Origin of the sequence: Streptomyces sp. NPDC056224, assembly GCF_042267665.1 — a bacterium.
GTDB lineage: Bacteria > Actinomycetota > Actinomycetes > Streptomycetales > Streptomycetaceae > Streptomyces.
In genome coordinates, this window is sequence record NZ_JBHJTK010000003.1 from 322983 (window position 1) to 346601 (window position 23619).

The window sequence follows — 23619 nt, forward strand, 5'->3', positions numbered from 1 at the left end:
CTCACTTCTTCGCGCACCGCCATCGAGCGGGCGCATGCTGCCGGGGCCACCCTGTGAAGGGTTTCCCTTGTCTTTCTCTTCTTTCCCGCAGGCCTCTTCGCTCTCGCACGCGCTCAGCCCCTTCGGCTGGGACGATGCCTGGGCGGCCGAGTTCGCTCCGTACGCCGAGCAGGGTCTCGTGCCCGGCCGGGTCGTGCGCGTCGACCGCGGTCAGTGCGACCTCATGACCGAGGACGGCATCGTCCGCGCCGACACCGCCTTCGTCACCCCGCACGACCCGCTCCGGGTCATCTGCACCGGGGACTGGGCGGCCGTGGAAGCGGCGGGCAACCCGCGCTACGTGAAGGCCTACCTGCCGCGCCGGACCGCATTCGTACGCTCCACCTCCTCGCAGCGGTCCGAGGGACAGATCCTCGCCGCCAACGTCGACCACGCGATCATCGCCGTCTCTCTCGCCGTCGAACTGGACCTCGGGCGCATCGAGCGCTTCCTGGCCCTGGCGTGGGAATCGGGAGCGCAGCCGCTGGTGGTCCTCACCAAGACGGACCTCGTCCCGGACCCGGCGACGCTCGCGCACCTCGTCCAGGACGTGGAGACCACCGCGCCGGGGGTTCAGGTCCTCACCGTCTCCTCCCTCACCGGGGAGGGCACGGACGTCCTCGCCGCCGTCGTCGCCGACGGCACCAGTGTGCTCCTCGGCATCTCGGGCGCCGGCAAGTCCACGCTGGCCAACGCGCTGCTCGGCGCCGAGGTCATGGAGGTCCAGGAGGCCCGCGAGGTCGACGGCAAGGGCCGCCACACCACGACGACGCGCAACCTGCTCGCCCTGCCGGGCGGCGGCGTCCTGATCGACACGCCGGGGCTGCGCGGCGTCGGGCTCTGGGACGCCGAGGCCGGGGTCGGCCAGGTCTTCTCGGAGATCGAGGAGTACGCGGCGAGGTGCCGCTTCCACGACTGCGCCCACGAGGCGGAGCCGGGGTGCGCGGTGCTGGCAGCGGTCGCCTCGGGCGAGCTGGCGGAGCGCCGCCTGGACAGCTACCGCAAGCTGCTGAGGGAGAACCAGCGGATCGTGGCGAAGACGGACGCCAGGCTCCGCTCGGAGCTGCGCCGTGACTGGCGCCTCAAAACGGCGCAGGGCCGGGCCAACTACGCGGCGAAGCGCGGCGGCCGGGCCTAGGTCCCGGCCCTGGGCGCGGGCGCGTGTCTGTGCGGCACCTGTCCGTGCCCAGGGCCCCGGGTGCAGCGACGACGTGCCGCCGCCGTCTGCTGCCACGAGCGACTGATCCGCCGCGCCACCCGCACAGGACGCGGTGCCCGAGTTGCGTACGGAACGTGTCCGGCGTGCCCGGCCCCCCGATCCCGTCTGCCCGCAGCCGCCCCCCCCTGCGGCGGGGCGGACGCACGGGCCGGCCGTACAGCCGTTGCCCACGTCGAGCGATCAACTCCCGTGCGCACAGCTACCACACAGGCGAGAGCCGTGACCGAACCGATTCGATCGGGTCCGATCGGCACCGCGCTCCCGGGTCACTCGCCCGGGGAAGGGAGGTTGGCGGCCGTGTACTCCGCCGCGATGACGAACGTGCTGGCACACCGAGGGCATTCGGCTCGCCCGAAGAGGTAGGTGAGGCCGGTGGCGAGCCGGTCCTGGCCGTCACGGACCGCCGTGTCGTACATCCATCGTCCGGTGCCGACGAGGTCTTCGGGCGGCGCGGGCCTCAGATCGCGTCTTTCCGTGTCTCCGGCATGCCAGTCCCGGATCGCCGAGTACCGGCCGTAGTCGCCGATGGCGACGGTCACCTCCACGTCGCAGTGCGGGCAGCGCAGGTGGTAGAAGTCGTCCGTGAAGTCCCCCAGTACGGCGCTCCAGTGGTATTGCCCGTCGGCGGCCAGCAGGTCACGGAAGGCGTGCAGATAGCCGGCTGGCCGGGACTCCAGGCGTTGGTCCAGGAGCTTGCGGAGCCGGGCCGCCGCGTCGGTGCATTTCAGCAGCAGGTCGTCGGCGCCGTGGTCCTGGAGGGCCCCGCGCATGATGGATCCGGCCAGGCTCAGCGCCTGGGGGCTTGTTCGGCCGAGTGCCACCAGGCGTGGAAGTGCGGCGAAGCTCGCCGGAACCACGGTCTCGCCATCGAGACACAACTCGTCCCAGAGGCCGTCCCATGCTTCGGCGCCGCCGACGCGTTCCACCTGGTCCAGGAGGGCGGGCACCCGCCCGGCGGTCCCGCGGGGGTCGAGCACCTGCGTCCAATCGATCACGTGGGTATTCAATCGTTCCGGTGCGGGGCGTGGTCGGCGCGGGGTGGCTCGGACGGGACGTGCGGACGCTCGTCACGCCCTTCGGCGGAGGGCGGTCGACTCACCTGCCGAGGTGCGGGACAACCCTCAACGCTGGTCCTGAGCCTTCTCCTGGAGTTCCACGAAGGGTGTCTGTGCCATGGAGCCGCGTACCCTCGTCAGGCCGTACCGATTGATAGTCGCTTTGTTCGCATAGGGATTGTCGAAGTCAAGGGCGGCTTTACTTTCCCCCGGCGGCGTCACGTCCACATGGATGTATGTCGTACCGTCCGTGTCCCGCACCCACCACAGTGATACACACTGTCGGCCTCTGGTCACATTGAGGAGCTCGTTGCTGTTCGAGATCACCGATTGATACCTGAACTCTGCGCCAGGAGGTCCTTTGGGGATATCCTTTCCTCTCGCCCTGAGCTCCTTCATCCCCTTCTTTGAGCGCTCATAATCGGCAGTCATTGTCATTCTGTCTTTTCTGATCACGTAAAGTTCGGTCTGGGCGCTGACCGCTTCAAAATTGAACTTGTCTGGATCGTTGATCTCGACGACCGCGTCTTGTGCGATCTCTTCTCCGGGGTTCAAAGCCCGCCCTGGTGGTGTGACGAACTCGCGGGAGTCGATCTGGGTGGGCCTCCCGTTGTTTTTGGGCAATAGACCCTTGAGCCAGAAGATGCTGCCGAGGATATAGACGGGGACCTGTCCGGAGTTCTTCACGTACAGGTGGACCGGCAGGTACATCGTCTTCCTGTCCTTGTTCAGGCTTGGCGTTCTGAATTCGGCTCCACTCTGCACCAATGGAGATGTCACATAGGGGACATAGAATTGCGAATACGTCAGGTTGGTGGCTGCGAGGAGGGCGGGGATGACCGCCCCGATGGCGATGCGCCTGGGATTGCGGATTCCTTCCCACGCCCGGCAGCGGGTGAGTATCCACAGCGCCCATGAGGACCAGAGCGTGAGGGGCACCCACAGCAGCAGGTAAATGTTGTACACATGGCCGCTGATCTGCACCATGAGGAGCACCGAGCTGATGCCGAGGGCGATCAGGGCTCCGAACAGGACGGCCGCCCCTGAGTACTTCGCCTGTCGCTTGCGCCAGTAGTCGACGGCGGCCAGTGTGGCAATCACTTCGATCAGGGCCAGGACGAGGAAGGTGAACCCTGCGATTCGTCCGCCGTAGGTGAGGGCGTCCAGGGTGTCCGCTATGCCGATCTTGGCGAGCACGCTCGCGGTCGCCAGGAGGCCGATTGCCATGACGGTGCCGACGATTCGCCGGGGCCATGGGCGATCCGGCCAGACGGTGCTGTCCCCGCCGATCCAATGGATGTCGTGCCCGAACGGCACACCGGCACGGTGCAGGAGTCTTTGCAGCTCCCTGGGGGACCACACCCTGCCTGCGGGCTTACCGTCGATGATGACTTTCCGCAAGCCGAGTTCATCCGGTGCCCCTACGGATATCACGGGCGTGTTGGCCATGACACCAGCCTGCCGCTTGTGCAGGGTGCCCGCCCCTCGAACGTGCGCCCCGGGTGCGCCATCCGTGTCATGACGGAGGTACGCCTATCACCCGATTGGGCTAACAGGCTGGGCGCCGTGACGCGGTGCGGGGTGAACCTGGGCACGACGAATCACTCGTCCTGACGGGAGCTCCGCATGCGTACACGACTTATCGGGTTTGCCGCTGCCGTGATATTGGCCGTTCTTGGAACCGTGGGCTCTGCCGCCCAGGCCGCCGTGCCCGGTGTCGACGGGCGTACGTGCATGGCGAATGGCGGAAAGGTCCAGTACGACTCCGATACCGGCCTGTGGATGTGCGTCGGCGGAAAGTACGCCGACGAACCCATCTCCTGACCCGGCCGGACCTGCGAACCCCTCACCACCGAGGGGCTGGTACTGCCGGCCCCGCCCGGGCATGTGCGGCGCGGGGAGCCCTCCCGGTGCCTCAAAGGCCCCACGTGTGGACGTGGTCCGGGTGGATGCGGATGACCTCGGGGCTGAAATGGGGGCCCAGGGTGTGCGGGCCCACCTCCAGTGTGGCGTGGCCCCGGACCTCGATGCCGCGCACGCGCCACGGGCGGGTGCTCACCAGGTCGTCCACGACCAGTGCCAGCCGCGGATTGCGCTGGAGGTTGCGCCACTTCTTCGTCGTGCCCATCGCCATGCCGCCCACCAGGATCGTGCCGTCCTCCTGGGGGAAGAAGCCCACCGGGTTCGCCTGCGGCTGTCCGGCCGCGTCCACCGTGGCCAGGCGGCCCAGGCGCTGTGAGCGGAGGTAGGTCAGTTCCGCCTCGCTGAAACCCTCGAAGTCCGTCATACGGGAAGCCTCGCAGGCGCGGTGGCCCCCCGCATCGGGCCGCGGTCCTAGGCCGTCAGACCCCCGCCACCACCGCGCCGAACCACGCGCCCACCACCATCAGGCAAGCGAACAGCTCAACCAGCACGCTCGTACCCACCGCACGCATCACCGCGCGTACCGACGCCCACGCCTCGCCGTGCGTCCCGAGGCGGAGCCGTTCGCAGAGGTAGATGCCGCCCACGAAACCCGGGACCGCCCCCACCACCGGGATCAGCACGAAGCCCAGGACCGCGCCGGCCCCCGCGTACACCGCCATCCTGCGGCTCGCCGCCACTCCCCGCAGCCGGCGCGGCGGGAGCAGCCACTTCACCACCTGCACCACCAGCAGCAGGGCCGTCGCCGCGACCAGCAGGGACCAGGCCGCCGCCGACCGTACGCGCAGCGCCCACCACATGACGCCCGCCCACACCAGCCAGGTACCGGGTACGCCGGGGACCAGCACCCCCAGCAGCCCGAGCAGCAGCACCAGCCCCACCAGGAGCAGCTGAGGCGGATCCATCTGCTCAGCGTGACCGATCAGGGGCTATCGGGCCACCCAGCCCCGCTCGTACGCGTGCCAGCCCAGCTGGAGCCGCGTCGTGACCCCGGACAGCTCCATCAGGCCCTTCACCCGTCGCTGTACCGTCCGCAGGCCCAGCTCCAGGTGTTTGGCCACGCTCGCGTCCGTCATCCCCGCCAGCAGCAGGGTCAGTACCTCCAGGTCCGTGGCGTCCGGCGCGCCGTCCGACTCCTCCGGGGAGCCCGACGCGCCCAGCCGCAGCGGCAGGGACTCCCGCCACACCGCCTCGAACAGGCCCATCAGGGACTCCAGCAGCCCCGACGCGTGCACCACCAGCGCCGAGGGCTCCGCCCCGCCCGCCGTCAGCGGGACCACGGCGAGCCTCCGGTCCGCGATCACCAGCCTCGTCGGGACCTCCCCCGTCACCCGCACCCGCTCGCCCCGGGCCAGCGCCGTCGACGCCTCGCGCATGCCGCCCGGCGTGCTCAGCACCTCCCGCTCGATGACCACCCGGTGCTCGACGCCGCGTGCGCAGACCCGGTCCTGCGCCTCGTCGTCCGTGCCCGGCACCCCCTGCGGCCGACCGGTGACCAGCGCGCACACCTCTTCCGCCGCGCCCAGCCGGACCTGGCGGAAGCGCTGCGCCACCGCACTCGCGCCCTGCACCACCTCCACCAGGTCGTGAACCGCCGGCTCGGCCGCCTCCGCCCGGTACTCCTCGGCCAGCCGCGCAGCCGCCAGCTCCGCCTGCTCCAGCTCCTGCCGCTGCCGGGTGAGCAGCGCGCCCAGGGCGACTCCCGGCGGGGCCGCCACCCAGCGCCCCGGCCGGGCGGAGGACTGCGCGGCGAGGCCCTGCCGTTCCAGGTGCCGCAGCGCCCGTTCGGTCTGAGGCACCGGCAGGGTCAGCCGGTGCGCGAGATCGGGCACCTCCACCGCCCCCAGCGCCACCAGCGCGCGGTACGCCGACTCCTGACCCTCGTCCAGGCCTATCGCACCCAGCAACCCGTCCACCCATCTCTCAGCACCCGCCGCCCGGCGGGAAGCGGCCACGGCGCGTACCCGCCGCGGACATCATCACCGCACCCCCCGCCACTCTGCCAAGGTGACGCCGCCACAGCATCAACATCCGCTGGTCAGACGCCATTTACGCGGCAGCTTGCCGTGCAATGCGGTAGTTGGCCGGAATTCAGCCGGGGAGTCCGGTCCCGCTGAAGCCGGACCGACCGAACCGGCCGAACCTGCCGCGAACGGCGCATCCGTGACCCGGACGGCAGCTCGGGCGTGTGACGTCCGCCAGTCGTCACGGGGCATGACAGAGGGGTCCACCGGGCGGCGGTCCGGTGGACCCTTTTCGTGCATTCGGCGTTCTCCGCCCGACCGGGAGGCCGAGAATGGGGACATGAGTCAGCAGGGCGCGGGCGCGGACGACTGGTGGCAGAAGCTCTACGAGGACCCGGACGCGGTCCCGGAAGCCGACCAGGGGGACACCCTGGACAACCGCTTCCGTTCGGCGTCGGTCCTGACGACGGACCCGGGACCGGGACCGGGACCGGGACCGGGACCGGGATGGGACCCGGGACCGGGCGAGGTTCCGGCGGCGCCGGGGCCCGAGGCGGTGCCCGTGCGGCCACCGGAGCCGCCGCCCGCCCCTCCCGCGGCGGAGCCACTGCTCCCGGGCCCCCGCCGCTCCCCGCCCCCGCCTCCGCCGGGCTGGCCGCCCGCACCACCACCGGCTCCGCTGCTGGAGTCCGGCGTACCGGGGCCGCCGCAGGTTCCGTTTCCGGGCGTTGGGCAGGTGCCGGGCCGGGATTCGGGTCTGCCGGTGCGACCGCCGCACGCGGCTCCGCCGCCGGAGTCCGGCGTACCGGGGCCGCCGCAGGCCCCCCTTCCGGGCCTGCCCCCGCCTCCGGCCCCGCCGCACGCCCCGCTCCCGGGCCCGCGTCCGGCCCCGGAGCAGCAGCCACCCGTACCCGCCGCTCCAGCCGTACCCCCGGCGCCCCCGCGCGATCCGCGGGCGGGGGGTGTCACCGCGTACGTCCTCGGGGACGTGGACGTGCCGCCGGTCCCGCCGTCGGGGCCGCCGACCCGGCACTGGGACGCACCCGAGCCCGCACCGGCACCCGAACCCGCACCCGAACCGGCGGACCCCGAGCGGCGGCGGCCCGAGGTGCGCCACCTCGGCGACCGCGCCCCCACGTACGCGGCCGAGCCCGGCGCGCTCCCGCCCGCCGACCCCGCCGCTCTCGACGCGCTGACCCCCGACACCGTCCTGGAGGGCGCCCGTTACGGCACGTACACCCTGCGCGCCGCCTCCCTGCGCGGGGACTCCGCACGCTTCCGCGGCGAGGCCCGCCGGGACTTCCTGATCACCGCCCGCTTCGGCAGCGGCGACGACGCCCTGGTACTGGTGGCCCTCGCCGGCGGCGACCGGGCCGCCCCCGGAGCCGCCGAGGCCGCCGCCGAGCTCTGCCGCACCATCGCGGCGGCCGTCGGGCGCAGCCAGGAGCGGCTGGCCGACGACATCCGGGCCGGACGCCGCGACGCCCTGCGCTCCGGCCTCCAGCGCCTCACCGACCGGGGGTACGGGCGGCTGCGGGCCCGTGCCGCAGAGCTGGGGCTCGCCGAGGAGGCGTACACCGCCGGAGTGCGCGGGCTGCTGCTCCCGGTGGACCCCGAATGCCGGACCCGTGTGTGCTTCGGGGCCGGCGCGGGCGGGCTGTTCCGGCTCCGGTCCGGTGCGTGGCAGGACCTGGAACCGGCGGCCGGATTCCCCGGCGACCCGGCCGGGACCGCCGCGGCGGCATCCGAGGCCACCGAGCCCGTCGACGGCGGCTTCCGGTTCCGCGCGTCCGTGGCCCGCCCGGGCGACACCCTGATGCTGTGCTCGGGCGGCCTGGCCGAGCCGATGCGGGAGGAGGCGCTCCTCGCGGCGGAACTCGCCGCGCGCTGGGCCGACCCGCAGCCGCCGGGCCTCGCCGCCTTCCTCGCGGACACCCAGCTCCGCCTCAAGGGCTACGCCGACGACCGCACGGCCGCCGCCGTCTGGGAGGCGTAACCGGCGCATACATGGCTGGATGGGAGGCACACGCAACGGAGACGCGGACGAGACCGGTCCGCAGACCGCGAAGGGTGCCTCCCCCATGGCCAAGCAGAACGTGGCGCAGCAGTTCGTCGACATCCTCGTGCGCGCCGGTGTCCGCAGGATGTACGGGGTCGTTGGCGACAGCCTCAACCCCGTGGTGGACGCGATCCGCCGGACGGGTGACATCGAATGGATCCAGGTCCGCCATGAGGAGACGGCGGCCTTCGCGGCCGGCGCGGAGGCGCAGATCACCGGTCGTCTCGCTGCCTGCGCGGGATCCTGCGGCCCGGGAAACCTGCACCTGATCAACGGCCTGTACGACGCCCACCGCTCGATGGCCCCGGTGCTCGCGCTCGCCTCCCACATCCCCTCCTCGGAGATCGGCCTCGGCTACTTCCAGGAGACCCATCCCGACCGGCTGTTCACCGAGTGCAGCCACTACAGCGAGTTGATCTCCAACCCCCGCCAGATGCCCCGCGTGCTGCAGACCGCCATCCAGCACGCCATCGGCCGCAGCGGCGTCGGCGTGGTCGCGCTGCCCGGGGACATCGCCGCCGAGCCCGCGCCCGAGAAGACCGTGGAGCACGCCCTGGTCACCGCCCGGCCCTCGGTACGCCCCGGCGACGGCGAGATCGAGAAGCTCGTCCGCCTCGTCGACGAGGCGGACAAGGTCACCCTCTTCTGCGGCAGCGGCACCGCCGGTGCGCACACCGAGGTGATGGAGTTCGCCGGCCGGGTCAAGGCACCCATCGGGCACGCCCTGCGCGGCAAGGAGTGGATCCAGTACGACAACCCCTACGACGTCGGCATGAGCGGGCTCCTCGGCTACGGCGCGGCCTACGAGGCGACCCACGAGTGCGACCTGCTGATCCTGCTCGGCACGGACTTCCCGTACAACGCCTTCCTCCCCGACGACGTGAAGATCGTCCAGGTGGACATCCGGCCCGAACACCTCGGCCGCCGCTCCCAGTTGGACCTCGCGGTCTGGGGAGACGTACGGGAGACCCTGCGCGCCCTGAACACGCGCGTGAAGGTCAAGACGGACCGCCGCTTCCTGGACCGGATGCTCAAGAAGCACGCGGACGCGCTGGAGGGCGTGGTCAAGGCCTACACGCGCAAGGTGGAGAAGCGCACGCCCGTCCACCCCGAGTACGTGGCTTCGGTCCTCGACGAACTCGCCGATGAGGATGCCGTATTCACCGTCGACACCGGCATGTGCAATGTGTGGGCCGCGCGCTATCTTTCCCCGAACGGCAAGCGGCGCATCATCGGCTCCTTCAGTCACGGCTCCATGGCCAACGCCCTCCCGCAGGCCATCGGCGCACAGTTCACCGACCGGAACCGTCAAGTGGTGTCGATGTCGGGTGATGGCGGTTTCTCGATGCTGATGGGAGATTTCCTCACCCTGGTGCAGTACGACCTGCCCGTCAAAGTGGTCCTCTTCAACAACTCATCGCTCGGTATGGTCGAGTTGGAGATGCTGGATTCCGGCCTGCCCTCCTACGGCACGGCGAACAAGAACCCGGACTTCGCCGCCCTCGCCCGCGCGGCGGGCGCCTACGGGGTGCGCGTGGAGAAGCCCAAGCAGCTCACAGGGGCTCTGAAGGACGCCTTCAAGCACCGGGGGCCCGCTCTGGTGGATGTGGTGACCGACCCCAACGCCCTGTCGATTCCGCCGAGGATCAGCGCCGAGATGGTGACCGGATTCGCACTTTCCGCCAGCAAGATCGTGCTGGACGGCGGGGTGGGCCGGATGATCCAGATGGCTCGATCCAACCTCCGCAACGTACCGCGTCCATAAGCCCGAAGGAGTGCGGAACCGCCCAGGGGGCATGCATCCCGTAGACCTGTTCGAGAGCAGTGGACACGGGAGGGACATCGCCGTGCGGGTGGGGGCGAAGACAGCAAAGCCGTGGGGGAGGGGCCGGCCCGTACCGCGCGAACCGTCGGTCGGGGACGGGGAAGCGGGGGACGGGGCGGAGATCACCCGCAGCGTGCGCCGGGCCGACCTGAAGGCCGTGGGCGAAATCCGGCGGTCCTTACGGGAGTTGATGCGACACCGGTGCGGGACCGACTGCGCGGAGGTGGCCGAACTCCTCATCACCGAGCTCGTCACCAACGCCCTCGTCCACACCGAGCAGGGCGCGGAAGTGTCCGCGAGCCTCGCCTCCACCCGCTTACGGGTGGAGGTCCGGGACTACGCCTCCCGCCGGCCCCGGCCGTACGTACCGACCGCCGACGACGGTACGCACGGCCGGGGGCTGATGCTGGTGCAGGCGCTCGCCGACGCCTGGGGCGTGGAGGTGGCGGGGCCGGGCCGGGGCAAGGTGGTCTGGTTCGAACTGGACGGAGGGCTCGCCTGAGACAGACGAGCCCTCCGGGGTTCGGGAGCCGGGGTTCCGGGGCCGGGGTTCGGGGGTTCCGGGGTTCCACCGGGTGTTCCGGTGGAGGACCGTTCAGCCGAACTGCTGCTCCAAGTCCTTCAGTTTGCGTTCCAGCGAGTCGAGCCGGGGGAGCGCCTGGGTGTCGTCCTCGGCGGTGAGGTCCACCGTCCGGGGGCCGGTCACCTCAAAGGAGTCGGTCGCGTTGACGGCCTGCAGGGAGGGCCTTCGGCGCAGGGGTGGCAGCTGGTCCCGGTCCGGTATGGCCGGCTCCGCGCCGACCGGCGCGGAGCCCGTTCCGGGAGCCAGCCCCGGCATGTCGCCCTCGCGGGCGCGTGCCCGCCCGAACGCCCTGTTCTGCCGGCCCAGCGCCCTGATGTGCGCACGGTCCAGGCGGTGCTGCTCCCGCCTGCGGTGCCGGTCGTTCGCCTTCTCCTTCTTGTCCTCGCGCACGTCGTCCACGGCCTCGTCGAGGGTGCGCACCCCCTCCAGCAGCATGAGCGACCACGCGCCGAAGGTCTCCCGGGGTGCCCGGAGCCAGCGGACCATGCGGATCTGCGGCAGCGGCCGGGGGATCAGGCCCTGTTCGCGCAGCGCCGCCCGGCGGGTCTGCTTGAGGGCCCGGTCGAAGAGGACGGCTGCCGAGAGCGACATGCCGGCGAAGAACTGCGGGGCCCCGTCGTGGCCCATCCCGCGCGGCGCGTGCACCCAGTTGAACCACGCGGCCGCGCCCGCGAACAGCCAGACCAGCATGCGCGAGCCGAGGGCCGCGTCGCCGTGGCTGGCCTCGCGGACGGCGAGCACCGAGCAGAACATGGCGGCGCCGTCGAGGCCGAAGGGGACCAGGTACTCCCAGCCGCCGGAAAGGTTGAGGTTTTGCCGGCCGAAGCCGACCAGCCCGTGGAAGGAGAGAGCGGCGGCGACCGCCGCGCAGCAGAAGAGCAGGACGTACGAGGCGGTCCCGTAGACGGCTTCCTTGCGCCTGCGGCGCTCCTCGCTGCGCTCCCAGCTGTCCTCGGCCGCGGCCTTCTCGCTCTCGCGCTTGCCCCGGGCCAGTACCGCAACTGCCGCAAGTACGCCCAGGATCAGCAGGCTGCCGGGCAGCAGCCAGTCCAGCGATATGTCGGTCAGTCTCATGCGGATTTCCTTGCCTCGCGTCTGCGGCTGTGCGGCTTCCGGGCGCCATAGTGGCGCAGGTGGCCGGGCGTGCACGCGGGATTCGGGGCAAGAGGACGCCATCGGGGGGCCGGGCCCGCCGGATAGGGTGTTGTTATTCGAACTGGCGCCCGTCCGGACGTGGTTGAGTTCGAATACGGTCACCCTTGTGGGTGGGTTCAGGCGGTGGCGGTGGCGGTGGTGGCGGCGGCGGCGGTGAGCCGGGCGACGCGGTCAGCGTCGCCGGTCCGGGGGCAGGTGACGCAGGTGTCGTCCGGCCGGATCGTGTAGAAGAGGCAGCAGCTGGCCCGGTCCCGCGTGGGCAGCTCCGTGCCGTCCGGGCCGCAGAGGGTGCGGAAGCCCGCGCCCCCGGTGTAGGGGGCGGTCGAGCCGGGCAGGAGCGCCTCCAGCTCGGCCATGGCCCGCTGCTCCTCGCCGAGCAGGTGGCCGACGTACCAGAGGCTCTCGACGACCTCGTCGGTCACCATGCCCCACAGGGCGCGGCGGCCGCGTCTCATGCGCGGGCCGAAACCTTCCAGCACGGGGCCGAGGTGCTGGGCCACCGCCGCCCGCACCTCGCCGCGCAGGGCCTCCTCGTCGGGCACGACGCGGGCACCCGGGAGGGCGGCCGCCGGGTCGTCCGGCAGGCAGGCGAAGCCGTCGACCCGCACGGTCATCCGGCCCAGCGTCCGGTGGAAGGCCACCTCGCGGACCGGGAGTCGGGGGACCCGTCGGTGCAGGAACCACGGCACGGTGACCAGCAGACAGGCCGGCCACGCGTACCGGTGCAGCCCGAAGCTCGCGACCACGTCGGGGCGGGCCTGGCGCCCGTAGTCCCGCAGCACTTGGGCGTCGTCCCAGGCGAGGAAGGCGTCCAGGGCCGGCCCGCCCGCCGCGAGGTCCTCCGCGCGGACCCAGCCCGCACCGCCGGGAGGGTCCTCGTGCGCGGCCCGTTCGGTGACCCGCAGGCCGCTGAACGCCTCCGTCAGGCGGGCGTACGCGTCCGCCACCGCGGAGCCGGGCGGGGCGGACGTGACGTCCGGGGTGGGGAAAACGGCCGTGACGGTCATGACGGACCACCGAATCGCGCGATCGTTAACAGGTTAGCCTTACCTTACCCGATCGCGATCAGGTCGTATCCTCTCAGAACAGGTCGAGAGCTGGAGGAGGACCGCGTGCCGTTGATCCCGGCGCAGAAAGAAACCCGGAAGGTGCTACGCCATTCGGTGCGCGGGCAGATCCTCGACGCCCTGCGCGCGGCGCTGGTGGACGGCGAGCTGGTGCCGGGCGAGATCTACTCGGGGCCCGCGCTGGGGGAGCGCTTCGGGGTCTCCGCGACGCCCGTACGCGAGGCGATGCAGCAACTGGCGCTGGAGGGTGCCGTGGAATGCCTCCCGAACCGGGGCTTCCGCGTCCTGTCGCACACCGCGCGCGAGCTGGCCGAGCTGGCCGAGGTACGGGCCCTGCTCGAAGTCCCCGTGATGCTGAGGCTGGCCCGCAGGGTGCCCGCGGAGACGTGGGAGGCCCTGCGGCCGGCGGCCGCCGCGACGGCGGAGGCGGCCGCGGCGGGCGACGTACCGGCCTACGCGGAGGCGGACCGGGCCTTCCACCGGGAGGTGCTCGCGCTGGCCGGCAACGACCAGCTGGTCCAGGTGGCCGAGGAACTGCACCGCCGGGCGCAATGGCCCCTGCCGGGCGCTGCGCGGGTGCGGCGGGCGGAGCTCGTCGCCGACGCGGCGGAGCACTCGGCGCTGCTGGAGGCGCTGATCGCCGGTGACCTCGCGGTGGTGGAGTCCCTCGTACGCGAACACTTCGCGACGGCGGCCCCCTGAAACGTCTGCGGCTGAAACGTCCGGCGCTGAAACGTCCGGCGCTGAAACGTCTGCGGCGTCGCCGCCGGGGCCGGGCGTGCCCGCGGGGCGGGATCGCCCCGCAGGGCAATCCCGCCCCGCCCGCGTACGGAACGCGGGCGCGCGGCGCCGTGTCGGTACGCGGGCTACGCCGCGGGAGACGGGGCCGGCCGGAGCTGGTCCGCCAGCCACGTGGGGATGCCGCCCAGGAGGTGGAACAAGCGGCGGGCCTCCGCGCGCAGACGGGCCGCCTCGGGCTCGGGCTCGACCTCGGCCAGCGCGGCCAGCGCCGGGGCCGTGCCGATCAGGAAGCCCAGCTCCTCGCGGATCCGCAGGGACTCCGTGAACCCCTCGCGGGCCTCCGCCACCTCGCCGTCCCGCAGGGCCAGCGCCGCCAGGTGCCGCCAGGTGAAGGACAGCAGCAGAGCGTCCCCGTGGGCCTCGGCCCCCGCATGCGCCCGGTGGTACGCCGGACGCGCCGACTGCGGATCGTCCGCCAGGTGCTCCGCGACCAGCCCGCGCCGGAAGTCCAGCAGCGGTCGGGTCCGGGAGCCGGGCGCGAGCAGGGCCGCCGCACGGCCCAGCGCGGAACGGGCCTCGTCGGCCCGGTCGCGTACGCCGAGCACGGTGGCCGCGTACGCCAGCTGGCCCCGCTCGCACGCGGCCGCGCCGCGGTCGTCGTCGTCCCGCGCCACCGCCTCGGCGATCCGCAGCGCGTCCTCGGCCTCGGCCCAGCCCTGCCCGGTGAACAGGCAGCGCTCGACCAGCAGCGCGGTCCGCTGCACGGCGGCTCCCGCGTGGGCGGCCCCGCCGCCGTGTGGTGTCAGCAGCGCCGCGGCGTCGGTCCAACAGCCGCGCGAGCGCAGCCGCCATATCGCCCGCTGGAGGGGGTCGTCTCCCCCGGTGGATCCGGCACTCGACATGGCGGTATCCGCCACATTGCCCTCCCCAAAGCAATTCAAGCAGCACATCGTTGAGCCCTGGGGCGAAATGAGAGCACGGATCGCAGGCTCCGGCCAAGGGGTCGGGTGAACCTTTTCACAAAGTCCGGACGGATCATCAGCCAACCCCGGCCGGACCGGGCCGGCCGCCTGGGCGGATCTCCTCAGCTCATGCGCAGTGCCAGGAAGAAGTCGAGCTTGTCCTCCAGCCGGGACAGGTCTCGCGACGTCAACTGCTCGATTCGCCCGACCCGGTAGCGCAGCGTGTTGACGTGCAGGTGCAGCCGCGTCGCGCAGCGGGTCCAGGAGCCGTCGCAGTCGAGGAAGGCCTCCAGGGTCGGGATGAGCTCCGCGCGGTGGCGCTGGTCGTAGTCGCGCAGCGGGTCCAGCAGCCGGGCCGTGAAGGCCCGGCGCACGTCGTCCGGTACGAACGGCAGCAGCAGCACGTGCGAGGCCAGCTCGTGGTGGCCCGCCGCGCAGACCCGGCCCGGGCGGGCCGCGGCGACCCGGCGGGCGTGCCGGGCCTCCTCCAGCGCGCCGCGCAGCCCCTCCGCGGAGTGCACGGCCGCGCTGACGCCCAGCGTCAGGCGCCCGTCGTCGGCCAGGCCGGCCTGCAGGGGGTCCCGTACGGCCGAGAGCAGGTCGTCGGCGTGCAGGGCCGATTCGGGGCCCGCCTCCTCCCCGCCCTCCCCGGACAGCGACGGCAGCGGTACGAGGGCGATGGCCTCGTCCCCGGCGTGGGCGACGGCGATCCGGTCCGAGGGCTCCGGCCCCGAGACGGAGGGGTCGACGAGGATCTCCTCCAGCAGCGACTGCGCCACCGGGCCGCCGGGGATGTCCCCGCCCTCCCAGTCGACCCGGGCCACGACGACCTGCCAGTGCGGGGCGGCGCCCAGTCCCGGCAGCAGCACGGGGGCGGCCACGCGCAGGCGGGCGGCGATCTCGGCGGGCGGGGCACCCGTCTGGACCAGTTCGAGGACCTCCTGTGCGAGGCGGCGGCGCACGGTGCGGGCGGCGTCGCGCCGGTCCCGCTCGACGGCGATCAGCTGGGTGACGCCCTGGAGCAGGTCCAGGCGTTCGGCGGGCCAGTCGCCCGCGTCCGCCTCGACGGCCAGCAGCCAGTCCGACAGCACGCTCTCGCGCACGTCCCGGGCGGCCGGGCCGGCGGCTGCGCGGCCGTGTCCCCTGATCGGGAAGAGGGAGTACGTAATACCCTGAATGGAGATCCGGTGCGGACCCCTGCGGCCTGTCCGGACCGCCGCGAGGTGTTCACTCGCCAGCACCGAGCAGATGCCCGGTGCCAGCGGCTCGCCGGCCCCGGCGATCTGCCTGCCCGTGGGCGAGAGCACCCAGGCCCGGAGATCGAGGTCGGTGGTGAGCAGATCCAGCACCACATCGGGTCCGCCGCCGGCCGGCCCCGAGGTCATCAGACGGCGGTGGCGGTCGACGACGGCCGCCAGGTCCCCCGCGCGCTCACCGGAAACCTGGCGCACCACGTACTCGGTGATCGTGGCGAATGCAACGTCCTCGTTCACGGCGAACAGCGGCAGCCGGTTGCGCCGACAGGCTGACACCAGATCGTCCGGGATGGCTCCCAGCTCTGCTTCGCCCGCGGCGAGCCCGGCGACGCCGGCACTCGCGAGGATTCGTACGAACGGCTCTGAATCGGCTGAATTTCTACGCCAGGCCAGGCCGGTGAGGACGAGTTCGCCCCCGGAGAGGTATCGGCTGGGATCGCGCAGGTCGGTCGTCATGACCCCGCGCACCGTCCGGTCGAGTTCGTCCTCGCCGCCCAGCAGCCGCAGCCCCAGCGCCTCGGTTTCCAGCAGTGCGCGCAGCCGCATGATGTCGCCGCCGATCTGTCTCGAATGTTGCCGTTGGAAATCGGGCAGGTCGTCGCATCCTGCCTTTCATACGAATCTACAAGACGAGGGAGGGCGCCAGCCAACTCCTTCATGGTTTCGGTGACTGCACCCGGGGGACGGGGGGCCGGTGTACTGAGTCCGCACCGCGTTAACAGCACGTGAACGACCAGTCGAGGGCCCTTAGGCCTCCTGGCTTGAAGTGAACGACACGATGAAGAAGAAGAGAGCCGCTCATGGACTTCCTTCGCCCCGCCAGCTGGGAGGAGGCGCTCGCCGCTAAGGCCGAGTTCCCCACAGCTGTGCCGATTGCGGGTGGCACCGACGTGATGGTCGAGATCAACTTCGACCACCGCCGGCCGGAATACCTTCTGGACCTGAACCGCATCGGTCTGCTGCGGGAGTGGGAGGTCGGCGAGGACGTGGTCCGTCTGGGCGCCTCCGTCCCGTACACGCAGATCATGGAGAACCTCCGTACGGAGCTCCCGGGTCTCGCGCTCGCCTCGCACACGGTCGCGTCCCCGCAGATCCGCAACCGGGGCGGTGTCGGCGGCAACCTCGGCTGCGCCTCGCCGGCCGGTGACTCCCACCCCGCGCTCCTCGCGGCGGGCGCCGAGGTCGAGGTGGAGTCCGTACGCGGCACCCGCCTGATCCCGATCGACGAGTTCTACACCGGCGTCAAGCGCAACGCGCTCGCCGCCGACGAGCTCATCAAGACCGTCCACATCAAGAAGGCGGACGGACCCCAGCAGTACTCCAAGGTCGGCTCCCGCAACGCGATGGTCATCGCCGTCTGCGCCTTCGGCCTGGCACTGCACCCCGGGACCCGCACGGTTCGCACCGGCATCGGTTCGGCCGCGCCGACCCCGATCCGGGCGAAGGCCGCCGAGGAGTTCCTGAACGCCGCGCTCGAAGAGGGCGGCTTCTGGGAGTCCGGCAAGGTCATCACCCCGTCGATCGCCAAGCAGTTCGGTGACCTCGCCTCCGGCGCGGCCAACCCGATCGACGACGTCCGCGGAACGGCGAAGTACCGCCGTCACGCGGTTGGCATCATGGCTCGCCGCCAGCTCGTCTGGACCTGGGAGCAGTACCGCGGTACCGGCAACGGCCGCTCGCTTGAAGGGGCTGCGTAATCATGCGCGTCAATTTCACTGTCAACGGCCGTCAGCAGGAAGCCGACGACGTATGGGAGGGCGAGTCCCTCCTCTACGTCCTGCGCGAGCGCCTGGGCCTGCCGGGTTCGAAGAACGCCTGTGAGCAGGGCGAGTGCGGTTCCTGCACCGTCCGCCTCGACGGCGTGCCGGTCTGTTCCTGTCTGGTCGCGGCCGGTCAGGTCGAGGGCCGCGACGTCGTGACCGTCGAGGGCCTCGCGGACTTCGCCAGGCAGCGCGAGGAGCACGGCCACGGCGGTGCCTGCGGCGCCGGAGGCGGCTGCGGAAGCAAGGGCGTGTCCCTGGACGCGGCCAAGCAGTGGCAGGCCAGGCCCGCCGACTCGCAGACCGGCGAGGGCGCCCCGCTCTCCAACATCCAGCAGGCGTTCATCGACGCCGGCGCCGTCCAGTGCGGTTTCTGCACCCCGGGCCTCCTGGTCCAGGCCGACGCGCTGCTGGAGGAGAACTCCTCCCCGTCCGACCAGGACATCCGCGAGGCCCTGTCCGGCAACCTGTGCCGCTGCACCGGCTACGAGAAGATCCTCGACGCGGTCCGCCTCGCGGCCGCCCGTCAGGCAGAGGCGGTCTGACCATGGCTCAGAACACGCGCACGGTTCCGGCGGGTACGCCGACCAACGTCACGCAGAAGCACACCAAGGGCGGCATCGGCGAGTCCACGCTCCGCCCGGACGGCACCCTCAAGGTCACCGGTGAGTTCGCGTACTCCTCGGACATGTGGCACGAGGACATGCTGTGGGGCCAGACCCTGCGCAGCACCGTCGCCCACGCCGAGATCGCGTCCATCGACATCTCCGAGGCGCTGGCCATGCCCGGCGTCTACGCGGTGCTGACGTACGACGACCTGCCGGCCGAGATGAAGAACTACGGCCTGGAGATCCAGGACACCCCGGTCCTCGCCAACGGCCGGGTGCGCCATCACGGCGAGCCGGTAGCCCTCGTGGCGGCCGACCACCCGGAGACGGCCCGCCGCGCGGCCGCCAAGATCAAGATCGACTACCGGGAGCTGCCGGTCGTCACGGACGAGGCCTCCGCCCTCGCCGAAGGCGCGCCGCTGATCCACGAGGGCCGCGACGACCACCACGCCGGCCACGTCCCGCACCCGAACATCGTGCACCGCCAGCCGATCGTCCGCGGCAACGTGGAGGAGGCCCGCAAGCGCGCCGACGTCATCGTCGAGGGCGAGTACACCTTCGGCATGCAGGACCAGGCCTTCCTCGGCCCGGAGTCCGGCCTGGCCGTGCCCGCCGAGGACGGCGGTGTCGACCTCTACGTCGCCACCCAGTGGCTGCACTCGGACCTCAAGCAGATCGCCCCCGTCCTCGGCCTGCCCGAGGAGAAGGTGCGCTTGACGCTCTCCGGCGTAGGCGGTGCCTTCGGCGGCCGCGAGGACATCTCGATGCAGATCCACGCCTGCCTCCTGGCCCTGGCCACGAACAAGCCGGTCAAGATCGTCTACAACCGGTTCGAGTCCTTCTTCGGTCACGTGCACCGCCACCCGGCGAAGCTCTACTACGAGCACGGCGCCACCAAGGACGGCAAGCTCACGCACATGAAGTGCAGGATCGTCCTGGACGGCGGCGCGTACGCGTCGGCCTCGCCGGCGGTCGTGGGCAACGCGTCCTCCCTCTCGGTGGGTCCGTACGTCCTGGAGGACGTCGACATCGAGGCGATCGCGCTCTACACGAACAACCCGCCCTGTGGTGCGATGCGCGGCTTCGGCGCCGTCCAGGCCTGCTTCGCCTACGAGGCCCAGATGGACAAGCTCGCGGCGAAGCTGGGCATGGACCCGGTCGAGTTCCGCCAGCTGAACGCCATGGAGATGGGCACGGTCATGCCCACCGGCCAGGTCGTGGACTCCCCGGCCCCGGTCGCGGAGCTGCTGCGCCGGGTCAAGGCCCGCCCGCTGCCGCCGGAGCGCCAGTGGGAGACCGCCGGCGAGGGCGCGGACGTCCGGGCCCTGCCGGGCGGCCTCTCCAACACCACCCACGGTGAGGGCGTCGTGCGGGGCGTCGGCTACGCGGTCGGCATCAAGAACGTCGGCTTCTCCGAGGGCTTCGACGACTACTCGACCGCCCGTGTGCGCCTCGAGGTCATCAACGGCGAGCCCGTCGCGATGGTCCACACGGCCATGGCGGAGGTCGGCCAGGGCGGTGTCACCGTGCACGCCCAGATCGCCCGTACGGAGCTGGGCGTCACGCAGGTGACCATCCACCCGGCCGACACGCAGGTCGGCTCCGCCGGTTCCACGTCCGCCTCGCGGCAGACGTACATGACCGGTGGCGCCGTGAAGAACACCTGCGAGGCCGTCCGCGAAGCCGTCCTGGAGATCGGCCGCCGCAAGAACGGGTCCTACCACCCGGCGTGGGCGACGGCCGAGCTGGTCCTCGAAGGCGGCAAGGTCGTCACCGACGGGGGCGAGGTCCTCGCGGACATCGCGGAGATCCTGGAGGGCGAGGACGCGATCGACCTCGAACTCGAGTTCCGCCACCGACCGACCGTCGCCTTCGACCTGAGGACCGGCCAGGGCGACGGCCACGTCCAGTACACCTTCGCCGCGCACCGCGCGGTGGTCGAGGTGGACACCGAGCTCGGCCTGGTCAAGGTCGTCGAACTGGCGACCGCCCAGGACGTCGGCAAGGCCCTGAACATGCTCTCCGTGGTCGGCCAGATCCAGGGTGGCACCACCCAGGGCCTCGGCGTGGCGATCATGGAAGAGATCATCGTGGACCCGAAGACCGCGAAGGTGCGCAACCCCTCCTTCACGGACTACCTGATCCCGACCATCCTGGACACCCCGACCATCCCGGTCGACGTCCTGGAGCTCGCCGACCCGAACGCGCCGTACGGCCTTCGCGGTATGGGCGAGGCCCCGACCCTCTCGTCCACCCCGGCCGTCCTCGCGGCGATCCGGCAGGCGACCGGTCTGGAGCTCAACAAGACGCCGATCCGTCCGGAAGCCCTCACGGGAACCCTCTAGGACGGCGTGGTCCGGGGGTCGCGAGGCCCCCGGACCCCCTCAGACTCTCCGGGTGGTGCGACATCGGAACGTCACACTTCACAGCGCACCGCCCGGAGTACACGAAGTGCCGCACCGCTCGCGGTTCGCTTCACCCGGCAGCAACCCTGCAAGAACACCCCCAGCAGTACCGAAGTACCTGCGGTCACCCCGCAGTACCCGCAGTACGCGCAATGAAGATCCGCGTCGCCTCGGGCCGTCACCCCGGGTCGTGCAGCCAAACGGAATTTCCCAAATCCCGCGTCTCCAATCTTTATGCGGGTGCCCCTTTGAACCTTGGGAGTTAGGCACCATGACCCAGTCGTCTGTGGAGCCCAAGACCACCGCGGAAGAGGCCGGCGACGGCTCTCTCAATCCCGCCGGGCGTTCTTGGCTCGATCGGTACTTTCACATAACCCACAGAGGATCCAACGTCGGCAACGAGGTTCGTGGCGGTATCACGACCTTCATGGCGATGGCTTACATCCTCCTGCTCAACCCGCTGATCCTCTCCGGCAAGGACGTCGCCGGAGACACCATGAGCCAGAAGGCGGTCATCACGGCCACGGCGTTCGCCGCGGCCCTGACCACGCTTCTGATGGGCTTCGTCGGCAAGGTGCCGCTCGCCCTGGCCGCCGGACTCTCCGTCTCCGGTGTGCTGTCCTCGCAGGTCGCCCCCCAGATGACCTGGCCGCAGGCCATGGGCATGTGCGTGATGTACGGCGTCGTGATCTGTCTCCTGGTCGTCACCGGCCTCCGCGAGATGATCATGAACGCGATCCCGCTCGCGCTCAAGCACGCGATCACCATGGGCATCGGCATGTTCGTGGCCCTCATCGGCCTCGTGAAGGCCGGCTTCGTCGGCAACGGCGGGGAATTCGCTCCCCCCGTGACCCTCGGCGCCACCGGTGAGCTCGCCGGCTGGCCGGTCCTGATCTTCTGCGTGACCGTGATCGCCATCTTCATGCTGCAGGCCCGCAAGGTCCGAGGCGCGATCCTGATCGGCATCGTCGGCGGCACCGTGCTCGCCGCGATCATCAACGCCGTCGCGGACGTCGACCCGAAGGCCTGGCGCAGCGGTGCCCCCGAGCTCAGCGGCTCGGCGGTCTCCATGCCGGACTTCTCGCTCTTCGGCCAGGTCTCCTTCGGCGGGTGGGGCGACGTCGGTGTCATGACGGTCGGCATGATCGTCTTCACCCTGGTGCTCGCCGGCTTCTTCGACGCGATGGCCACCATCATCGGCGTCGGTACCGAGGCCAAGCTCGCCGACGACAAGGGCCGCATGCCGGGCCTGTCCAAGGCCCTGTTCATCGACGGTGCCGGTGGCGCCATCGGTGGTATCGCGGGCGGCTCCGGCCAGACCGTGTTCGTCGAGTCCGCGACCGGCGTCGGCGAGGGGGCCCGCACGGGCCTCGCCTCCGTCGTCACCGGCCTCTTCTTCGCCGCCTGCCTCTTCTTCACCCCGATCACGCAGATCGTCCCGGGCGAGGTCGCCTCCGCGGCCCTGGTCGTCATCGGCGCGATGATGATGCAGAACGCCCGCCACGTGGACTGGTCCGACAGCGCGACCTCGATCCCGGTCTTCCTGACCGTGGCGATCATGCCCTTCACGTACTCCATCACCGCCGGTGTCGCCGCCGGCGTGATCTCCTACGTGGCCATCAAGGTCGCGCAGGGCAAGGCCCGCGAGATCGGTGCCTTCATGTGGGCGCTGACCGTGATCTTCGTGGTCTTCTTCGCCCTGCACCCGATCGAGGGCTGGCTCGGGGTCAAGTAGCCCGGGCGGCGATTCGTAGCCGCCCTCCACGCATCCGATACTGGAAACCGAACCTCTCCGAGGAGGCCGCACATGCTGGACATCGCCGAAGAACTGGACCGGTGGGTCGAGCAGGGACGCGACTTCGCCGTGGCCACGGTCGTGGCGGTCGGCGGGAGCGCCCCCAGGCAGCCCGGGGCCGCACTCGCCGTCGACAGCGAGGGCACGGCCATCGGCTCGGTATCCGGCGGATGCGTGGAGGGCGCGGTGTACGAGCTGTGCCGGCAGGCGCTGGAGGACGGCGAGACCGTCCGGGAGCGCTTCGGGTACAGCGACGACGACGCTTTCGCCGTGGGCCTGACCTGCGGCGGCATCATCGACATCCTCGTGACCCCGGTCCCCGTGGGCTCTCCCGGACGGGACGTTTTCGCGGCCGGTCTGGCCGCCGCCGCCCGTGGGGAGGCGGCGGCGGTCGCCCGGGTGGCCGAGGGTCCGGCCGAGCTGATGGGCCGCGCGGTGCTCGTCCGCGCCGACGGCCCCTTCGAGGGAGGCTTCGGCGGCCACCCCGAGCTGGACCGCACCATCGCCGAAGAGGCTCGCGCCATGCTCGACGCCGGCCGGACCGGCGTGCTGGAGATGGGCGCCGACGGCCGGCTCTGCGGAGAGCCGCTCAAGGTGCTGGTCGAGTCCAGCGTCCCGCCCCCGCGGATGATCGTCTTCGGTGCCATCGACTTCGCCTCCGCCCTGGTGCGCATCGGCAAGTTCCTCGGCTACCGGGTCACGGTGTGCGACGCGCGCCCGGTGTTCGCGACGAAGGCCCGCTTCCCCGAGGCGGACGAGATAGTCGTCGACTGGCCGCACCGCTATCTGGAGACCACCGCGGTCGACGGCCGGACCGTCCTGTGCGTGCTCACGCACGATGCCAAGTTCGACGTGCCGCTCCTCGAACTGGCCCTGCGGCTTCCCGTCGCCTACGTCGGCGCCATGGGCTCCCGCCGCACCCACGAGGACCGCAACAAGCGGCTCCGCGACGTCGGTGTGAGCGAGCTCGAACTGGCCCGGCTGCGCTCCCCGATCGGCCTGGACCTCGGCGCCCGCTCCCCGGAGGAGACCGCGCTGTCCATCGCCGCCGAGATCGTCGCCAACCGCCGCGGCGGCACCGGCGCCGCCCTGACCGGCGCGCACATCCCGATCCACCCCGATCTGCGGGCCACCGCGACCACGGTGATCGGCCGGATCGGCTCCGTCGCTTGAAGAGCTGACGCCGGAACCTGAGGAAAGGGC

Annotated in this window: 19 protein-coding genes; 10 read left to right on the top strand and 9 right to left on the bottom strand. The window is 71.4% G+C overall.

Annotated elements, in window-relative coordinates:
• Positions 1-34 precede the first annotated feature (34 nt).
• A complete protein-coding gene (gene rsgA, locus ACFCZ1_RS07090; protein WP_376677354.1) occupies positions 35-1177 on the top strand; it encodes a ribosome small subunit-dependent GTPase A in 1143 nt (380 codons plus the stop codon).
• 347 nt (positions 1178-1524) lie between these two features.
• Here rsgA and ACFCZ1_RS07095 read toward each other — a convergent pair whose 3' ends face one another.
• From ACFCZ1_RS07095 to ACFCZ1_RS07115, 5 genes are all read right to left on the bottom strand, one after another.
• Positions 1525-2253: a hypothetical protein gene (locus ACFCZ1_RS07095; protein WP_376677355.1), complete on the bottom strand. Its 729-nt coding sequence runs from the start codon at positions 2251-2253 to the stop codon at positions 1525-1527.
• A gap of 126 nt (positions 2254-2379) precedes the next feature.
• The gene (locus tag ACFCZ1_RS07100) at positions 2380-3762 is read right to left on the bottom strand and encodes a hypothetical protein (protein ID WP_376677356.1); all 1383 of its coding nucleotides are present in this window, start codon (positions 3760-3762) and stop codon (positions 2380-2382) included.
• A gap of 466 nt (positions 3763-4228) precedes the next feature.
• A complete protein-coding gene (locus ACFCZ1_RS07105) occupies positions 4229-4600 on the bottom strand; it encodes a PPOX class F420-dependent oxidoreductase (protein WP_376677357.1) in 372 nt (123 codons plus the stop codon).
• A 55-nt stretch (positions 4601-4655) separates the two neighbouring features.
• Positions 4656-5141 carry a DUF456 domain-containing protein gene (locus tag ACFCZ1_RS07110; protein ID WP_376677358.1) on the bottom strand — a complete coding sequence of 162 codons (486 nt, stop codon included), beginning with the start codon at positions 5139-5141 and terminating at the stop codon, positions 4656-4658.
• 24 nt (positions 5142-5165) lie between these two features.
• Positions 5166-6143 carry a helix-turn-helix domain-containing protein gene (locus ACFCZ1_RS07115; RefSeq protein WP_376677401.1) on the bottom strand — a complete coding sequence of 326 codons (978 nt, stop codon included), beginning with the start codon at positions 6141-6143 and terminating at the stop codon, positions 5166-5168.
• A 397-nt stretch (positions 6144-6540) separates the two neighbouring features.
• Between ACFCZ1_RS07115 and ACFCZ1_RS07120 the strand changes: the two genes are divergently transcribed.
• The 3 genes from ACFCZ1_RS07120 (at position 6541) to ACFCZ1_RS07130 (ending at position 10586) form a co-directional block, all read left to right on the top strand.
• On the top strand, positions 6541-8196 hold the full coding sequence (locus tag ACFCZ1_RS07120) for a protein phosphatase 2C domain-containing protein (RefSeq protein WP_376677359.1): 1656 nt from the start codon (positions 6541-6543) through the stop codon (positions 8194-8196).
• Positions 8197-8281: 85 nt separating this feature from the next.
• The gene (locus tag ACFCZ1_RS07125; RefSeq protein ID WP_376677402.1) at positions 8282-10024 is read left to right on the top strand and encodes a pyruvate dehydrogenase; all 1743 of its coding nucleotides are present in this window, start codon (positions 8282-8284) and stop codon (positions 10022-10024) included.
• A gap of 31 nt (positions 10025-10055) precedes the next feature.
• Positions 10056-10586, top strand: coding sequence for an ATP-binding protein (locus ACFCZ1_RS07130; RefSeq protein WP_376677360.1), 531 nt, complete (start codon positions 10056-10058; stop codon positions 10584-10586).
• 93 nt (positions 10587-10679) lie between these two features.
• On the opposite strand, the gene ACFCZ1_RS07135 is transcribed toward ACFCZ1_RS07130, so the two are convergent.
• Together ACFCZ1_RS07135 and ACFCZ1_RS07140 are read right to left on the bottom strand one after the other, a co-directional pair.
• Positions 10680-11741: a DUF2637 domain-containing protein gene (locus ACFCZ1_RS07135; RefSeq protein WP_376677361.1), complete on the bottom strand. Its 1062-nt coding sequence runs from the start codon at positions 11739-11741 to the stop codon at positions 10680-10682.
• A 197-nt stretch (positions 11742-11938) separates the two neighbouring features.
• Positions 11939-12829, bottom strand: a complete 891-nt coding sequence (locus tag ACFCZ1_RS07140) for a (2Fe-2S)-binding protein (RefSeq protein WP_376677362.1) — start codon at positions 12827-12829, stop codon at positions 11939-11941.
• Between the two features lie 90 nt (positions 12830-12919).
• On the opposite strand from ACFCZ1_RS07140, the gene ACFCZ1_RS07145 reads away from it, so the two are divergent.
• Positions 12920-13591 carry a GntR family transcriptional regulator gene (locus ACFCZ1_RS07145; RefSeq protein WP_376677403.1) on the top strand — a complete coding sequence of 224 codons (672 nt, stop codon included), beginning with the start codon at positions 12920-12922 and terminating at the stop codon, positions 13589-13591.
• A gap of 164 nt (positions 13592-13755) precedes the next feature.
• Here the strand turns inward: ACFCZ1_RS07145 and ACFCZ1_RS07150 are convergent, their stop codons facing one another.
• Positions 13756-14532: a hypothetical protein gene (locus ACFCZ1_RS07150; RefSeq protein WP_376677363.1), complete on the bottom strand. Its 777-nt coding sequence runs from the start codon at positions 14530-14532 to the stop codon at positions 13756-13758.
• Between the two features lie 182 nt (positions 14533-14714).
• Positions 14715-16394 carry a PucR family transcriptional regulator gene (locus ACFCZ1_RS07155; protein WP_376677364.1) on the bottom strand — a complete coding sequence of 560 codons (1680 nt, stop codon included), beginning with the start codon at positions 16392-16394 and terminating at the stop codon, positions 14715-14717.
• Between the two features lie 254 nt (positions 16395-16648).
• Here ACFCZ1_RS07155 and ACFCZ1_RS07160 point away from each other — a divergent pair, with 254 nt between their 5' ends.
• From ACFCZ1_RS07160 to ACFCZ1_RS07180, 5 genes are all read left to right on the top strand, one after another.
• Complete coding sequence (locus tag ACFCZ1_RS07160) at positions 16649-17545, top strand: FAD binding domain-containing protein (protein WP_376677365.1); 897 nt, start codon at positions 16649-16651, stop codon at positions 17543-17545.
• A 2-nt stretch (positions 17546-17547) separates the two neighbouring features.
• The gene (locus ACFCZ1_RS07165) at positions 17548-18153 is read left to right on the top strand and encodes a (2Fe-2S)-binding protein (protein WP_376677366.1); all 606 of its coding nucleotides are present in this window, start codon (positions 17548-17550) and stop codon (positions 18151-18153) included.
• A 2-nt stretch (positions 18154-18155) separates the two neighbouring features.
• A complete protein-coding gene (locus ACFCZ1_RS07170; protein WP_376677367.1) occupies positions 18156-20561 on the top strand; it encodes a xanthine dehydrogenase family protein molybdopterin-binding subunit in 2406 nt (801 codons plus the stop codon).
• 331 nt (positions 20562-20892) lie between these two features.
• The gene (locus tag ACFCZ1_RS07175) at positions 20893-22356 is read left to right on the top strand and encodes an NCS2 family permease (protein ID WP_376677368.1); all 1464 of its coding nucleotides are present in this window, start codon (positions 20893-20895) and stop codon (positions 22354-22356) included.
• A 72-nt stretch (positions 22357-22428) separates the two neighbouring features.
• Positions 22429-23589 carry an XdhC family protein gene (locus ACFCZ1_RS07180; RefSeq protein ID WP_376677369.1) on the top strand — a complete coding sequence of 387 codons (1161 nt, stop codon included), beginning with the start codon at positions 22429-22431 and terminating at the stop codon, positions 23587-23589.
• Positions 23590-23619: the final 30 nt, after the last annotated feature.

Coding starts and splice junctions, on each gene's coding strand:
- ACFCZ1_RS07105 (WP_376677357.1), bottom strand. CDS start 4,600: ATGACGGACTTCGAGGGTTTCAGCGAGGCGGAACTGACCTACCTCCGC.
- ACFCZ1_RS07120 (WP_376677359.1), top strand. CDS start 6,541: ATGAGTCAGCAGGGCGCGGGCGCGGACGACTGGTGGCAGAAGCTCTAC.
- ACFCZ1_RS07135 (WP_376677361.1), bottom strand. CDS start 11,741: ATGAGACTGACCGACATATCGCTGGACTGGCTGCTGCCCGGCAGCCTG.
- ACFCZ1_RS07130 (WP_376677360.1), top strand. CDS start 10,056: ATGCATCCCGTAGACCTGTTCGAGAGCAGTGGACACGGGAGGGACATC.
- ACFCZ1_RS07165 (WP_376677366.1), top strand. CDS start 17,548: ATGCGCGTCAATTTCACTGTCAACGGCCGTCAGCAGGAAGCCGACGAC.
- ACFCZ1_RS07160 (WP_376677365.1), top strand. CDS start 16,649: ATGGACTTCCTTCGCCCCGCCAGCTGGGAGGAGGCGCTCGCCGCTAAG.
- ACFCZ1_RS07100 (WP_376677356.1), bottom strand. CDS start 3,762: ATGGCCAACACGCCCGTGATATCCGTAGGGGCACCGGATGAACTCGGC.
- ACFCZ1_RS07140 (WP_376677362.1), bottom strand. CDS start 12,829: ATGACCGTCACGGCCGTTTTCCCCACCCCGGACGTCACGTCCGCCCCG.
- ACFCZ1_RS07125 (WP_376677402.1), top strand. CDS start 8,282: ATGGCCAAGCAGAACGTGGCGCAGCAGTTCGTCGACATCCTCGTGCGC.
- ACFCZ1_RS07175 (WP_376677368.1), top strand. CDS start 20,893: ATGACCCAGTCGTCTGTGGAGCCCAAGACCACCGCGGAAGAGGCCGGC.
- ACFCZ1_RS07110 (WP_376677358.1), bottom strand. CDS start 5,141: ATGGATCCGCCTCAGCTGCTCCTGGTGGGGCTGGTGCTGCTGCTCGGG.
- ACFCZ1_RS07155 (WP_376677364.1), bottom strand. CDS start 16,394: ATGCGGCTGCGCGCACTGCTGGAAACCGAGGCGCTGGGGCTGCGGCTG.
- ACFCZ1_RS07150 (WP_376677363.1), bottom strand. CDS start 14,532: ATGTCGAGTGCCGGATCCACCGGGGGAGACGACCCCCTCCAGCGGGCG.
- ACFCZ1_RS07170 (WP_376677367.1), top strand. CDS start 18,156: ATGGCTCAGAACACGCGCACGGTTCCGGCGGGTACGCCGACCAACGTC.
- rsgA (WP_376677354.1), top strand. CDS start 35: ATGCTGCCGGGGCCACCCTGTGAAGGGTTTCCCTTGTCTTTCTCTTCT.
- ACFCZ1_RS07180 (WP_376677369.1), top strand. CDS start 22,429: ATGCTGGACATCGCCGAAGAACTGGACCGGTGGGTCGAGCAGGGACGC.